The sequence below is a fragment of the Rhodospirillaceae bacterium genome, assembly GCA_040219235.1.
GTDB lineage: Bacteria > Pseudomonadota > Alphaproteobacteria > Rhodospirillales > Rhodospirillaceae > WLXB01.
Window position 1 is genome coordinate 16811 of record JAVJSV010000005.1, and the last position, 14564, is coordinate 31374.

15 protein-coding genes and 1 tRNA gene are annotated in these 14564 nt (G+C 54.5%); 8 read left to right on the plus strand and 8 right to left on the minus strand.

All coding sequences use genetic code 11. The annotated features are described in order from the left end of the window. Positions 1-33 precede the first annotated feature (33 nt). Positions 34-309, plus strand: coding sequence for a type II toxin-antitoxin system Phd/YefM family antitoxin (locus RIC29_01515; GenBank protein ID MEQ8733574.1), 276 nt, complete (start codon positions 34-36; stop codon positions 307-309). Further along, a complete protein-coding gene (locus RIC29_01520) occupies positions 306-632 on the plus strand; it encodes a type II toxin-antitoxin system RelE/ParE family toxin (GenBank protein MEQ8733575.1) in 327 nt (108 codons plus the stop codon). The genes RIC29_01515 and RIC29_01520 overlap by 4 nt, the downstream gene beginning before the upstream one ends. 240 nt (positions 633-872) lie before the next feature. Here the strand turns inward: RIC29_01520 and RIC29_01525 are convergent. The 5 genes from RIC29_01525 to RIC29_01545 form a co-directional block, all read right to left on the minus strand. Next, a tRNA-Gln gene (locus RIC29_01525) sits at positions 873-947 on the minus strand. A 98-nt stretch (positions 948-1045) separates the two neighbouring features. After that, positions 1046-3130: a protein-disulfide reductase DsbD family protein gene (locus tag RIC29_01530; GenBank protein MEQ8733576.1), complete on the minus strand. Its 2085-nt coding sequence runs from the start codon at positions 3128-3130 to the stop codon at positions 1046-1048. A gap of 62 nt (positions 3131-3192) precedes the next feature. Then, positions 3193-4089 (minus strand): 4-(cytidine 5'-diphospho)-2-C-methyl-D-erythritol kinase, encoded by an 897-nt coding sequence (locus RIC29_01535; protein ID MEQ8733577.1) that lies wholly within the window; start codon positions 4087-4089, stop codon positions 3193-3195. Between the two features lie 9 nt (positions 4090-4098). Further along, a complete protein-coding gene (locus RIC29_01540) occupies positions 4099-5805 on the minus strand; it encodes a tetratricopeptide repeat protein (GenBank protein ID MEQ8733578.1) in 1707 nt (568 codons plus the stop codon). Between the two features lie 139 nt (positions 5806-5944). Beyond that, positions 5945-7615, minus strand: coding sequence for an electron transfer flavoprotein-ubiquinone oxidoreductase (locus RIC29_01545; GenBank protein ID MEQ8733579.1), 1671 nt, complete (start codon positions 7613-7615; stop codon positions 5945-5947). Between the two features lie 85 nt (positions 7616-7700). On the opposite strand from RIC29_01545, the gene RIC29_01550 reads away from it, so the two are divergent. Both RIC29_01550 and moaB read left to right on the plus strand, forming a co-directional pair. After that, entirely contained in the window at positions 7701-8597 is an 897-nt protein-coding gene (locus tag RIC29_01550) for a uracil-DNA glycosylase (protein MEQ8733580.1), read from the plus strand. Positions 8598-8654: 57 nt separating this feature from the next. Continuing rightward, on the plus strand, positions 8655-9185 hold the full coding sequence (moaB, locus tag RIC29_01555; protein ID MEQ8733581.1) for a molybdenum cofactor biosynthesis protein B: 531 nt from the start codon (positions 8655-8657) through the stop codon (positions 9183-9185). On the opposite strand, the gene RIC29_01560 is transcribed toward moaB, so the two are convergent. Both RIC29_01560 and RIC29_01565 read right to left on the minus strand, forming a co-directional pair. Then, positions 9134-9769, minus strand: coding sequence for a TIGR04282 family arsenosugar biosynthesis glycosyltransferase (locus RIC29_01560; protein MEQ8733582.1), 636 nt, complete (start codon positions 9767-9769; stop codon positions 9134-9136). The two genes, moaB and RIC29_01560, sit on opposite strands and share 52 nt — an antisense overlap. After that, entirely contained in the window at positions 9766-10458 is a 693-nt protein-coding gene (locus RIC29_01565; protein ID MEQ8733583.1) for a TIGR04283 family arsenosugar biosynthesis glycosyltransferase, read from the minus strand. Before RIC29_01565 ends, RIC29_01560 begins: the two co-directional genes overlap by 4 nt. 76 nt (positions 10459-10534) lie before the next feature. Here RIC29_01565 and RIC29_01570 point away from each other — a divergent pair, with 76 nt between their 5' ends. Genes RIC29_01570 through RIC29_01580 form a run of 3 tightly spaced genes read left to right on the plus strand, consistent with a single transcriptional unit; the run spans position 10535 to position 13064 of the window. After that, positions 10535-11851 carry a cation:proton antiporter gene (locus RIC29_01570; GenBank protein ID MEQ8733584.1) on the plus strand — a complete coding sequence of 439 codons (1317 nt, stop codon included), beginning with the start codon at positions 10535-10537 and terminating at the stop codon, positions 11849-11851. Positions 11852-11868: 17 nt separating this feature from the next. Continuing rightward, a complete protein-coding gene (locus RIC29_01575; GenBank protein MEQ8733585.1) occupies positions 11869-12399 on the plus strand; it encodes a DUF4440 domain-containing protein in 531 nt (176 codons plus the stop codon). A 53-nt stretch (positions 12400-12452) separates the two neighbouring features. Continuing rightward, positions 12453-13064 (plus strand): ribonuclease HII, encoded by a 612-nt coding sequence (locus RIC29_01580; protein ID MEQ8733586.1) that lies wholly within the window; start codon positions 12453-12455, stop codon positions 13062-13064. A gap of 150 nt (positions 13065-13214) precedes the next feature. On the opposite strand, the gene RIC29_01585 is transcribed toward RIC29_01580, so the two are convergent. Next, a complete protein-coding gene (locus RIC29_01585) occupies positions 13215-13358 on the minus strand; it encodes a hypothetical protein (protein ID MEQ8733587.1) in 144 nt (47 codons plus the stop codon). 109 nt (positions 13359-13467) lie between these two features. Between RIC29_01585 and RIC29_01590 the strand changes: the two genes are divergently transcribed. After that, positions 13468-14505, plus strand: coding sequence for a site-specific DNA-methyltransferase (locus RIC29_01590; GenBank protein MEQ8733588.1), 1038 nt, complete (start codon positions 13468-13470; stop codon positions 14503-14505). Positions 14506-14564 lie beyond the last annotated feature (59 nt).

The window sequence follows — 14564 nt, forward strand, 5'->3', positions numbered from 1 at the left end:
AGCCTGTCTTGAGAAAGTTAGGAATAATAAGCCATGAAATTATCCGGACGTATCAAACCTCTCAGTTACCTCAAAGCACACGCGCTTGATGTGTTTCGCTCATTGTCAGAGAGCGGCGAGCCCTTGGTCGTAACACATAACGGGGAGGCCAAAATGGTACTCCAGGACATCAAAAGTTTTGAGCGAGGTCAGGAAACGATGGCCCTTCTGAAAGTACTTGCACTTGGCAATCGCGACATTGAAGCAGGGCGGATCGAGCCAGCCAGTGATGTTCTGAAACGCCTGCGTACGAAAAACGTCAGAGCATGAGTTTGAAGGTGCATTTGACCGCCGGTGCGGTCCGTGACCTAGAAAATATCCATGAACATACAACTGATTACCGATCACCCCGCGAAGCAGATCAGGTTCTTGATAAATTTGAGAAAATTTTTCAGACTCTAAAGGCGCAGCCCGAACGGGGCCGCCATCCTCCGGAATTGCTTGATCTCGGCATTTTGGAATACCGCGAGCTCATCTCGGCACCCTATCGTCTGGTCTACCGTGCAGAGGGTAATGACGTATATGTCATAGTGATCGCCGATGGTCGGCGCGATATGCAGAGCTTGCTTTCCCGTCGCCTGCTGGAACCCTAGAGCACGGGTGATCTTCGTACATTTCTAATGGGTGAGGTTTTCTAAAAAGGCAGGGTTGCACCAAGAATATCAGAGGATGAGGTAAAAAGAAGGGACAAGAGAAACCGGATATGTGGGCCAGTATTGGCCTCTCCATGTGCCGATATGGCGCTTCAATCGCGGGCAGCTGGCCCGTAACCGTTTGAACTCTTTAGACAATGTCGGAGAGGGGAGAGACGTCTCTCTAACCCAGAGACTGGTTGGCTGGGGCGGCAGGATTCGAACCTGCGAATGCCGATACCAAAAACCGGTGCCTTACCACTTGGCCACGCCCCACCAGGAATTCCGGGGGACCATAAGGGAAACCGCTTTCCTTCGCAACGCTTCTGAAGCCTTAAATTTTGGGTGGTATAAGCCTGATTTTCTGGCGGTTTTTAAAGGCTTTCAAGAGCCTCAATGAAGGCGCCAGGCGTCAATACCTGCGGTTGCACCTTCGCTGTTCCATTTTTGTCATATAGCACATAAAGCGGAACGCCCGAGCGGCCGAAGGATTCTAGTTTTGCGGTGATCGCAGGGTCTCTATTGGTCCAGTCTGCCTTGAGGTAAGCCACGCCCTCGCCTTCCAGGGCCGCGCGCACGGCTTCTGTAGAAATAACGGCACGCTCATTTACCAGGCAGGTAATGCACCATGCGGCGGTGAAATTAATAAACACGGGCGTTCCGTTTGCTTGGAGTTCCTCCAAACGTGCGGGTGTAAAGGCTTCCCAATTGGTCTCGGCGCTTTGTGCCGTAGTGGCCCCTGCGGTCGGCGGCTGAGGAACACTAGCCAGGACAATGGCACCCATAACGGCAACAGCCGCGAAACCCATTCCTATAAGCCGTCCACGACCCTCTGCCGGTGTCCGGCCAAACAGCCATGCCGTAAAGGCAATGAGAATGAGTCCGGCCATTGTGGCGGCCAGTCCCATTGGGTCTGCTTGTTGCGCGACAACCCATACCAGCCATGCGGCTGCGGCGTACATGGGAAAAGCCAGTGCTTGCTTGAATGTCTCCATCCAAGCCCCTGGTTTTGGCAATGCGCGGGCAAAAGCGGGCACGAACCCAATCAACAGAAAGGGCGCGGCCAGCCCTATGGCTAAGCTTTGAAAAACAGCGAACACAACAAGCGGTGGTTGGGTTAACGCGTATCCAATTGCAGGGGCCATCAATGGCGCTGTGCACGGCGTTGCAACAACGGCGGCCAACACGCCCGTTAGGAACGAGCCCACCGGGCCGTCGCCTTTTATCCAACCTCCGCCAACGCCCATCAGGCCGCTGCCGATGTTAAACACGCCCGATAAGCTGAGGCCAACGGCCAGCATGATGTAGGCCAGAATCGTTACAAAACCAGGAGACTGTAATTGGAATCCCCACCCAAGGCGATCACCTCCGGCTTTTAGGGCAAGCAGCACAACAACCAAAACAGCAAAGGAGGCCATCACCCCAGCCGTGTAAGCCAGAGTGTCACGTTTGGCGTTGCCATCACCGCCATGTTTCACGATCGCCAAAGCCTTCATGGAAAGCACCGGCAAAACGCAGGGCATGAGGTTGAGGAGGATGCCGCCTAAGAAGGCAAAGGCGATGGCGACCACAAAGCTCATGTCAGCCGTTGCTGCCATAACCGGTGCTGGAGTGGCTCCAATTGTCATTGGCGCATTTTCAAACGCGAACGCGCGTAAAGTGTCTCCCGAACCAATCGTAATGAGCCCGCCTAACGTGTCCGGTTGATCAGGGTCAGGCACAGTGGCAACACTGAGCTGAAAACCATCAGGGGTTACCGTCACATTTTGCGGTGCTGTGTTGTCCATCAGATAGGTGGCATAAGGGAAGAGGACAATTTCCCCATCCGGAACACTTGGCCAGTTTGCGGTGATCGTTAGTGCTTTCCCGTCAGACGTGGCGCTGATCGGGCCAGGTACAGGCTCCGGGAGTGTCGATGCGACAGACATTAAGTGCGCGCCATCTAGGGTGGAGGCTTTTGGCGCTGACGGATCAACTGTAATCGGGATGGAAAACGATCCATCTTCCGGAATACAAATGTCGGCACACACCAGCCATGTCGCGCGCGCAGACAGCATTGCATCGCCCGTCGGAGCGTCATCGGCGACCGAGAGTCTTGCCAGCAGCGTGACTTCATTGCTGTAGCCAAAATTCATCAGCGTGCCATAGGGCTGACGCTCTGGCGTTGGCCATTGAATGGGACCAACATCTAATCCGGGAGCCAGGCTCCAATCAATCATCGCCGCTAGGCCGGAGTCTCCCGGGTTCACCCAATAGGTGTGCCATCCTTCGGCGATTTTCATTTTGAGGCCCACCCAAAGGCTTTCCCCCGGGGCAACCGCAGGGCGTTCGGTCATCAGGGTGGCAGTAATGCGCTCTGTTGAAACTGTTGCCTGGGTTATGGGTTGTGCAACACTGACGCTAGAGCCCGCGCTTAGAACGAGGCCAAGCCACAAGGTATAAGAGTACAAAATTTTCATGGTGGAGAGATTAGCCAACCGGCTGGTGGATTCAAGTCACGACCGCGCGAGGGGCGTGGCTTTCACAAATGTGGCGCTTCCAGGGCTTGGGTTGTTACCCGTAAAGGCGTTGATTTTACCCACCACTCAGTCTGGTGATGGCCCAGTTCACCTGCTGCAGTTTCAGCCAGGTCTTGGGTTTCAAACAGGCCAAAACAGGTTGGTCCCGAGCCGCTCATCCTGGCTAGGGCACATCCGCTCACCTTCTCTAGAGCCTCAAGCACAGATTTAATCTGTGGCGCGATTAAACAGGCTGGTGGTGTGAGGCTGTTTTTTTGAGCTAATAGAAAACCAACAAATTCATCAAAACTTCGGCCTTTGAATGTGCGGTCACATGCTAAATCAAACTCACCATCAAAGGCGGCAAAGACCTCTTTTGTCGACAACGCAATGTTTGGGTTTACCAAAACCAACCAAGCCTCTGGCCAGTTCAACGCAGGTGTAATGGTTTCACCAATGCCACTGATATGGGCCGCACGACCATAGCGGCAAACTGGAACATCGGCTCCGAGTTCATCAGCCAGGATCTGATCCGTAATCGGTTTTGAGTCCGGTGTTCCCCAAAGTGCGAGGCAGGCGGTTACGGTCGCCGCTGCATCAGCCGACCCACCGCCCATGCCCGCTGCGACCGGCGTGTTTTTTTCCAATGTGAAAGCTGCACCTGCGGAGATACCGAGATGCTTCTGAACGAGTTTGGCGGCACGGACAACCAGATTACGACCATCGGCCTTAACGGCACTTCCGTTTGGTCCGGTCACCCTGAGGATGATGTCCTCAGACCGTGAAACTGTCAGAAGGTCACAGACGTTGGTGAACCCAATGAGCGAGTCTAAATAATGATATCCGTCGCTGCGGCGTCCGGTGATATGCAAAGATAGATTTACTTTTGCTGCAGCAGAGAGCCGCAATATCCTCGTCATGATCTGGAGTCAGTTGCGTGCAATGCCACGTTGCAGCTTGTCGCGCAGTTGTTCGGCTTGCTCGCTGTCTGGCTCAAGAGATAAGGCGCGTCGCCATTGAAAGCGGGCTTCGTTTTCCCGCCCGACTTGCCAATACGCGTCGCCCAGGTGCTCATTAATTGTTGGGTCTGAGGTGTTGATGGTCACCGCCCGCTCCAATTGAACAACGGCGTCTTCATATTCGCCCATCAGGTACATCGCCCAACCGAGGCTATCGATGATGAAGCCGTCTTCTGGCCGCAGGCTCACCGCCGTTTCGATCATGCGCCGGGCTTCAGCAACATTTATACCCTGATCAAGCCAAGAATAGCCCAGATAATTCAGCACTTGGGCCTGTTCTGGTGACAACTCCAGGGCCCTCTTAAAATCTGCTTCTGCACGTTTCCAATTCTGCGCCCGTTCTAAGGCCATGCCGCGGGTGTAGTACAAAGCCCAGCTTGTGGGTTCTCCATTTGGATAGCGGCTAAAGGCCCGGTCATAGGTCGCAACGGCTTCGTCAAAGCGTTCGCGGTTGCGAAGAATATCCCCCAACGTGATCAGCGGTTCTGGCAACGTTGGTCGCAGTCGCGCTAACTCTTCCAAAAGTGATATGGCGTCTTCGGTCTTGCCTTGGCGCTCAAGGTTCTCAGCCAGTCGCAGTCGGGCAATGAGATATCCAGGGTCATTCGGCTTAATGGCGTTCAGCATCATATTGGCAGAGTCATACTGCCCACGGATTGACATGGCGTCCGCCACTTCGCGGCGCAAACTATCAAGGTCTGGGTTCAGGTAGAGCGCCATGTGCGCGTAAACGAGTCCGAGTTGCAGACCGGAGGCCCGCCGGGCACTGGCCATACGTATTCTGGTAATGGCGTAGAGCGCTTCAGCCATCCCGACCTGTGCTGTGACCGCCGGTGGTGCTTTCTCCGGGTCTTCATATTGCGCCAGATAGCCTGACCATAAAGCTGATTCACCACGTGTCTCACGGAACTGTGCAACGGCTGCAACAGCCTCATCGCTGTGCCCGAGGCGATGAAAAGCCCCAGAGACCAGACGTAAAACTGAAAGCGGGTGAGACTCAATTTGACTGGCCAGTGCCCGATAGTAGACCAATGCCGCGTCGGTCTGGCCGTAGTACTCATTCACAAGGGCCGACATTGTTGCGGCAAGAACACGCCATTCGGCGCGTCCTTCGTAGGGCGCAAGCGAAGCTAAGGCTTCCGCAGGTGTTTTCAGCGGTGCGCGCGACCATGTGCGGAGGAGAGGCAGGGCGAGGCCAACGTTACTGCGGCCTGAGATACGTTCAATCAAGTCGTTTGCTTCTTCGAACCGTCCTTTGCTGTAATGATCAATGGCGATCAGCAGGGGAGCAACAGACAAACTTGGTCGGTCAGCGTAGGCGGCGGCGGCATATGGCAAGGCCCCCTCAATATCTCCAGCTTGCGCCTTCTGAAAATAGGCATTGAAGGTCATGCCGCGATTGTCAGGGTCTATTTTAAGGGCCTGATCATAAAATGCGGCAGCGGCTGCCGGATCAGCCGACATTTGCGCATGCCGGGCTGAGAGATATAAGCCCGCCAGACCTGCCTGCTCTGCGTCAGCGTGGGACGGTACAGCTAAAAACCCCACCGCCAGAATGGCTGCAAGCCATGGCGAGCGTGATGATAAGATATTAGAAGAAATAGCAGATGTACTCATTTTACCCATGCGCCTATTCTAACTGGCAATCGTCAGCAGAAAAAAGCCGTAATCGACAAGTGCTTTGTCACTATTTCGTTATGAGGGCCAGAATGTGGTCAAGCAAGCGTGAGTTTAGCGAGTTCGGTCTGATCACGCTCTACATATTTGGGTAATTGGGGCCACCACCACCCTGAGGCACAACCCAGTTGATATTTTGACTGGGGTCTTTGATGTCGCAAGTTTTGCAATGGACACAGTTTTGGGCGTTGATCTGGAACCGTTTTCCGTCGCCTTGATCCTTATCCACCACTTCGTAGACCCCGGCCGGGCAATACCGTTGGGCCGGTTCGTCCCATTGCGGCAGATTTTTTGCAATCGGCACCGAGGGGTCTTTTAGTTTCAGATGGACAGGTTGGTTTTCTTCGTGGTTGGTGTTGGAAATAAAGACGGAACTCAACTTATCAAATGAAATGACACCATCCGGTTTCGGATAGGCAATTGGCTGGGTGTTTGCGGCAGTCATCAATGTGTCAGAATCGCGTTTGCCGTGCTTCATGGTGAACGGTAAGCCGATGCCCAGATTGTTCATCCACATGTCCAGGCCGCCCAGCATCAACCCGGCAAAGGTGCCGAGCTTGCTCCACAGTGGTTTGACGTTCCGTACGTGCTTCAGGTCTTTGTAAATCCATGAGTTTTTGTAGGCGGTCGCGTAGGCTGTCAGCTCATCGCCACTGCGTCCGGCTGTTACAGCTTCGAAGGCCGCTTCTGCGGCAAGCATGCCGGACTTCATGGCGTTGTGGCTGCCTTTGATTCGCGGCAGGTTCACGAACCCGGCCGAGCACCCAATAAGCGCCCCTCCGGCAAATGTCAGCTTCGGCACCGATTGAAATCCACCCTCGGTGATGGCGCGCGCGCCGTAAGAGATTCGGCGTCCACCCTCCAACACCGCCTTAATTTTGGGGTGATGCTTAAAGCGTTGAAATTCATCGAACGGCGACAGATGCGGATTTTTGTAATTCAGATGCACCACAAATCCGATTGACACCTGATGGTCTTCCAGGTGGTACATGAACGACCCGCCGCCCGTATCGCTCGAGAGCGGCCAGCCCATGGTATGGGTAACCTGTCCCAATACATGATTTTCAGGCTTAACTTCCCAGAGCTCTTTGAGGCCAATACCAAATTTCGGCACGTCGCTGTCAGCGTCCAGATTAAATTTGGCGATGAGTTCTTTGGCCAACGATCCTCTCACGCCTTCAGCGATCAGGGTGTATTTGCCAATCAGTTCGATGCCGGGTTCGTAGCTTGCCGTGTGGTCACCGTCGCGGCCAATGCCCATGTCGCCGGTTGCAACACCCCGCACAGACCCATCGTCCGCATACAAAACTTCTGAGCCGGCAAACCCAGGGTAAATTTCAACTTCTAAGGCTTCGGCTTGTTCTGCCAACCACCGGCAGACGTTTCCCAGGCTGACGATATAATTGCCATGGTTGTTCATCAGTGGTGGCATCAGGAAATTCGGAACCCTAAACCCGCCGGACTCTGTCAAAAATAGAAACCGGTCGTCTTTAACCTCAGTCTTCAGAGGTGCGCCTTTTTCTTTCCAGTCTGGGATCAGCTCATTCAAGGCAATGGGGTCAATCACCGCGCCAGACAGAATATGCGCGCCAATCTCTGATCCTTTCTCAAGGACACAGACTGACAGCTCTTGCTCTTTCTCTGCGGCGAGTTGTTTCAGCCTGATGGCCGCCGAAAGCCCCGCCGGGCCTCCACCCACGATCACCACGTCGAATTCCATCGCTTCTCGTTCAGTCGCCGCGCCGTTCATCACGTCAGTCCTTTTTGGTAAATGTCTTAATTTGAGGCGAACATAGCCGTTTGGGCGGGGTCTGGTCCATGCTAAGCCTATGGATATGAGCGATAACCTTCAACAAAATCCCTTAACTCCAGAACAGATACTCCGTTTCTATCTGGATGTTGGGGTGGATGAGACGATTGGCAGCGCGCCGGTTGATCGCTATGCCCTGTCTAAGCTCGCCGCCAAAAGCCAAAAACCCCCGGTTCAAACCCCAGTTCAACCAGCTTTTCAGGCCGCTAACCCGGCACGTGATGCCGGGCGCGGACAGGCCGCTCGCCCCGCTCAACCAGTAGCTTCTGGAGGCGGTCGCGCGGCCACCATTCCTGTGCGATCCTCTAAAGAAGGTGTTTCTGCAGCGCAAGCGGCGCAAGCGGCGCACACGCTCGAAGACCTGAGGGCTGCTGTTCAGGCTTTTGAGGGCTGCGCGCTCAAATCGACGGCCAAGAACACAGTGTTTGCTGACGGCAACCCAGAAGGCCGCCTGATGGTGATCGGCGAAGCGCCCGGCAGTGATGAGGATCGCCAAGGTCTGCCGTTTGTTGGCGTGTCCGGCAAGTTGCTTGACCTCATGCTCGAGTCCATCGGCTACACCCGTGAGAATGCCTATATCACCAATGTTGTGCCGTGGCGGCCTCCTGGCAACCGCACACCGACGCCTGAAGAAGTCGGCATGTGCCTGCCGTTTCTGATGCGCCACATCGAACTCATCAAACCCCAGGTGATTTTGACAGTGGGGGGGCTCTCCGCCAAAACCTTACTCAATCGCACCGAGGGCATTACGCGGCTGCGCGGCCGATGGGATGAGCTCACGCTTCCTGGGTTAGAGGTTCCGGTTCCCATCATCGCCACCTTCCATCCGGCTTATTTGTTGCGCTCCCCCCAGCAAAAACGATTCGCATGGCGTGATCTTCTTGCTGTGAAGGCCAGACTGGACAGCAATCCTGGTCCATGATTGTTTCCACGGTCTACGCACTGAAATGCTCCACTCACCTCAATAAAGACAGCTCCTATGCCTGGAATTGATGAAACCAAACCTTTTGTTCCCATTAACATCGGTGTTCTCACGATCACCGATAGCCGGACGTTAGAAACCGACACTTCGGGCAAAATACTGGCAGATCGTCTGACAGAGGCCGGTCATCATTTGGCTGACCGTCTCATCGTCAAAGACGAGGTGCCTAATATCGTCGCGCAACTCAAGGCGTGGATTGATGACCCCAATGTGGACGTTGTGATCACCAATGGCGGCACCGGCCTGACAGGTCGCGACGTGACGCCAGAAGCCTTTACTGAAGTTTGTGAAAAAGAAATTCCGGGCTTTGGTGAATTGTTTCGCTGGGTGAGTTTGAAATCGATCGGCACATCAACGGTGCAATCCCGCGCGACCGCAGGCGTGGCGCGGGGCACCTATTTGTTCGCGTTGCCGGGGTCAAACGGCGCGGTCAAAGATGGCTGGGACGAAATTCTGAAATACCAGTTGGATAGTCGTCACACGCCCTGCAACTTTGTCGAACTGATCCCGCGCTTGCGTGAAAAGTAGCGCCAACACGCGTAGCTATTGCCGTCATCCACATCGCTCAACGTGCTAATCGTCGCGGCCTTAAGCTGCCGTAAGTTTACCAGCGTATCTTTAAGCGCATCTGGTGAGGACCACCTCACGTTAGTAAAGGGGTGTCGTATGGGCCGTCGATTGGCAAACCCAACCAGCCAGTAGCCGCCATCGGTTGCAGGTCCGAACACTACATCTGCGTGCCCCAGGGCTTTGAACGCGCTGCGAATATGATCGCTGGTCACGTTTGGTATGTCGCTACCAATCAGCACGACCGGCACGCCACGTCCAAAGGCCGTAAGGCCGCGCTCCATGCGCAGGCCAATATTGCCGCGTCCTTGTTTCAGGATCGCGCTCTTTTTGGGCCATTGGCCCTTGGTGCTCCGCTCCCGGTCTGGGGTAATCTGTAGAACGGTCCGCCATTCGTTGGGGCTTCTCAGATGCCGAACCGTTGCTGCAAGCGTGGTGCGGTAAAACCGCCAGGCATCCAGAACGCCGATATCACGGGCCAATCGGGATTTTACGGCCCCCAATCTTGGGGCCCGCGCCATGACAATGAGAACCCCCCTGGTCATCCGTAGAGCTTTGCAATCCAGCGCGGTGGCACACCACACATATAAATAAACAGGCAGAACAAATTCCGCGATGGCCGCGCCCACCACCCGTTCTTGCGATACCGCTCTGCTGAGGTCACAGCGCGTGCCTCAAACATATGAATACCGCGCCGCCCGATTCGTCGCACGAGGTCAACGTCTTCCATCAGAGGCAGGGGCCGGTATCCGCCAATCTCGTCGTAAAGGTCTTTGCGGATCAGCAGACCTTGATCCCCGTAAGGTAAACCCAATCTGCGGCAGCGCCACGCGACCATGCGTTCAATGCGCCGTGCAGACGGGGAGCCGTCATCCAACGCAAATCGAAACGCCGCGGCCTTAGAGGTTTGCGCTGGTTTGGAAATATATGCCTGGACCTCACCCACCCAGTCATCGCTCAAAACGGTGTCGGCATGGAGAAACAGCACCCATTGGCGTGTTGCTGCCACGCCACCCCGGGCCAGTTGCGCGCCACGGCCTTTCTCGGACGGCAATATCGTCGCGCCAGCCGCGTGAGCAATCTTCACGGTGTGATCTTCTGATCCGCCATCGACGATAATGAGTTGCAAGGTATCCGACCACGCATGCAGCGCAGACAGACAGGTCTCTAATGTTGCTGCTGCATTCAATGTGGGAAGAACAACGGAAAGGGTTGGCGTTTCTGAGTTATGCATCTTGATTCAGTTTCACGGCACCATTCATGCTACATCATTACTTTGAAGCGTCTTTGGCAGCAACTTAAAGGGCCTCATGCATACTGAACCGGGCATTTTAGGTGTGACGACGGTCATTCTGGCCGCCTTGTTGCTGGGCTTGGGCATGGTCAGGCTGCGTCAACCGGCTGTGCTTGGCTATATCCTCGCCGGTGTGGTGTTAGGGCCGTCTGGCTTAGGCTTGGTTGAAGACCGCGAGGGTGTTGCGCTGCTGGCAGAGCTTGGCGTTTTGATGCTGCTGTTTATTGTTGGCGCCGAGCTTGATCTCCGGCGCTTTATGGACTCCTGGACCGTTGCCGTCGGGACGTTAGTCATTCAGGTTGGCGCTGGTATTGGCATGGGGCTCGGTCTGATGGCGCTGCTGGGGTGGAGTTTTCCGCTCGCCATACTCGCCGGTTTTGCCTTTGCGCTTTCGTCCACAGCGGTCGTGATTAAAATGCTCGAGCAATCGGGCGAGCTCACCACGGCAACGGGACGCATTGCCGTCGGCGTGTTGATCGCCCAAGACATTGCCGTCGTCCCCATGATGTTGGTGCTTGCTGTTCTGTCTGATGGGGTCATGAGCGTCTCAGGGGCCGCAAGTGTTGTGGGCTCTATTGTCTTTATGGCCGGTCTGTTTTGGATACTGACGCACCGTCAAATCAATATTCCCGTGCCCGAGCGCTTAACCAGTCATGTGGATCTTGGACCGCTTATCGGACTCGCAGTTTGTTTTGGGGCGGCGACACTCAGTGGTGTGATGGGGTTGTCGCCCGCTTATGGCGCATTCCTTGCGGGTGTTGTGATTGGCTCCTCAACATTAAGAGAAAACGTCATTCGTCATACTCACCCCGTGCAAGCTGTGTTGTTGATGGTTTTCTTTTTGTCCATCGGCCTCCTGGTGGATTTGACCTACCTCTGGAACAACTTGCTGCTTGTTCTTACACTTCTCCTGCTGGTGACGGTCATCAAGGCCATCGTTAATATTGGCGCGCTCCGGCTTATGGGGCAGTCCTGGCCCCGTTCGGTTCAAGTCGGCGTTGTTCTCGCGCAAATTGGCGAGTTTTCCTTCTTGCTGGCAACTTTAAGTGCGGAGCGCGGCATCCTGGATCAAGATGGGGCCCGCATGATGATTGCGGTCACGGTGCTCAGCTTGGCCTTCAGCCCGCTTTGGTTGTTGGTGGCACACCGTTTGGATGCCGTGGCACGGCGTCAGATTCCGACATTGCATGAAACCTTAGATATCGCCTTTGGTCCGGAAATCAGCGCGGCCGTTCAGCTTAAAATGCGCGGCGTCAAAAGGTGGCGTGTCTGGAATTGGCGGCGGCGTAAAAAGAAGACGGTGGTTCCAAGTCATTCATCACAGGAAGATTAAGAGGAAAGAATAAAGACATGGTCTTGCAAAATGTTGCGTCAACGACTCCCTCAAAAACGGGCAGTAAAATGCTGCTTCAAAACCTATGGAGCGTTTGTGTTGTTGCGGTCTTTCTGGCATCCCCAACACGCGTTATGACAGCCGAGCAAGATCTGGTTCCGGCCACACCACACGATTTTGTGACACTGTATGCGGCAGCCTCGGCAGCCATGTCGGCAGAAGCGGTGGCAAGCTTTTACCATGAGGACGTCACCAGTATTCCTTTTGCTGGCCCTTCGCGTGTCATGCGGGGAAACGCCCAACAGCAAGAAGAACTCCAAGGATTGTTCGACAGCTTGGCCTCTCGGGGCATTGCCTCTCTGATACTGGCCGATTACTCAATTACCCAATTGTCTGATCACTTTGCGACAACCCGGCTCAGGTGGGAGCTCTCGCAAGCGGATGGGAAGACAGTAAATGTTATCAATTCCACATACGTTATTCGGCGCGAAGACACTGGCTGGCGCGTTGTCACCATCTTGGAGATGGGTAAGCCTCATGGACTTTAGTGGCGAAGAATCACGTTCACGTGCCTTGATGCGGAAGCAGCAGCTTCTGTCCAATGCCTGACTTCTCTTTAGAATGTGAAGTCCCGGGCATCGTTGCTGGCATTGATGAAGCGGGCCGTGGGCCGTGGGCAGGCCCTGTTGTGGCCGGAGCTGCCATCCTCAATCGCGAGACACTTCCAGAGTCTTTGCGGCATGGATTGGATGATTCAAAAGCCCTCAGCGCCATACGGCGTGAAGTTCTCTATAAAGAGTTATCCCAAAGTTCTGCCGTGATTCTTGGCCTGGGCATGGCGTCGGTTGAGGAAATTGACAGCCTCAATATCTTGCAGGCCACCTTCCTTGCCATGGCGCGCGCACTCAAAGACCTCAAATGTTCTGTCGACCTCGCGTTGGTTGATGGCAACAAAGCACCTGCTTTGCCCTGTGCCATTCGCACCATCGTGAAAGGCGATAGCCGGAGCCTGTCGATTGCGGCGGGGTCAATTGTTGCGAAAGTCACACGGGATCGACTTATGGCAAATCTTGCCCAAGACTTTCCAGGCTACGGCTGGGAGACCAATCAAGGCTATGGCACCGCTGGCCATAAGGCGGGCTTGGACCGCCTTGGTGTAACCCCCCATCACCGCAAGTCCTTCGCGCCCATCCGCGCCGCGCTGAAGCATTAAGTCGCAAGGCGTTAGAAAAACCTGCTCACATCACCAGAAAAATTTAATCAGGATTTTCTCTAGATCACCCACATCTAGCGGTCATCGACTCCGCGACTCCCATATGTGGACAAGGCGTCCCGCAGTTGCCTAGATCCTGTGGATATCTTGTTAATCATTCCCTAACCCATTGATTCCATTGTTAGAGTCATAAACAGGCAGCCCGCCGAAGAGGCTGTCGATCGTGGGGATTTTGCTTGGGGGGCGGCTCATACGGGCTGGCACCGCTCCAAGTTTCGGGGATGCATGTTTCATGACTAAATCTAAATCAAAGACAAAAAGTGCTGCAGGCGCTTCATCTAAAAACGCGAGTGCTGAGACGTTAAAAACCAATGTCATTTACGGTGGCGACTGCGTCGAGGTGATGAACAGTTTGCCTGAAAACTCAGTCGACCTAATTTTTGCTGATCCACCTTACAACTTGCAGCTTGGCGGCGAACTTCAGCGGCCCGACAACAGCCGTGTTGATGGCGTCGATGATGCTTGGGATCAGTTCGATAATTTTAAAGCCTATGATGATTTCAGCCGCGCTTGGCTGACGGCGGCACGCCGTGTTCTTAAAGACAGCGGGTCTTTGTGGGTGATCGGCAGCTACCACAATATTTTTCGCGTCGGTACGGCCCTGCAAGATATCGGCTACTGGCTTCTGAACGATGTGATCTGGCGCAAAACCAACCCGATGCCGAACTTCCGTGGCACGCGGTTTACCAACGCTCATGAAACCATGATCTGGTGTGCAAAATCTAAAGAAGCCCGGTACACCTTTAACTACGACGCCATGAAAAACCTCAATGAAGGTTTGCAGATGCGCTCTGACTGGTCCCTGCCATTGTGCACGGGCGCTGAGCGTTTAAAGGGCGAAGAGGGCTCAAAGCTCCATCCAACGCAAAAGCCCGAAAGTTTGCTCTATCGCATCATTCTGGCCGCCACAAAAACAGGGGATGTTGTGCTCGATCCTTTCTTTGGAACCGGCACCACCGGGGCTGTCGCCAAGCAGATGGGCCGTTCGTACATAGGAATAGAACGCGATGAAACTTATATTAAAGGTGCGCGTCAGCGTCTCAAAGGTCTCAAAGAAATCGAAGACAAAACCCTTCTCGATACGCCGTCCAAGCGCTCTCAACCGCGCATACCGTTCGGCTCGGTCGTGGAGCGCGGACTCCTGCCGCCTGGCACCGTTCTCACAGACATTGCCGGACGTCACGCCGCAAAAGTAAGAGCAGACGGTACGCTCATTTCAGATCAGCACAGAGGTTCTATTCACCAAGTTGGTGCCGCCGTTCAAGGCGCGCCGGCCTGCAACGGATGGACCTTCTGGCATACTCAGATGAAAGGTTCGCGCGTCGCCATTGACGTTCTACGTCAGAAGGTCCGGGCTGAACTGGGTGAAGCTCTGCAATAGCAGATCAGATCTTTTTTAAAGACGACCGATAAAACCAAGAAAAATAAAAGTCCTACCCC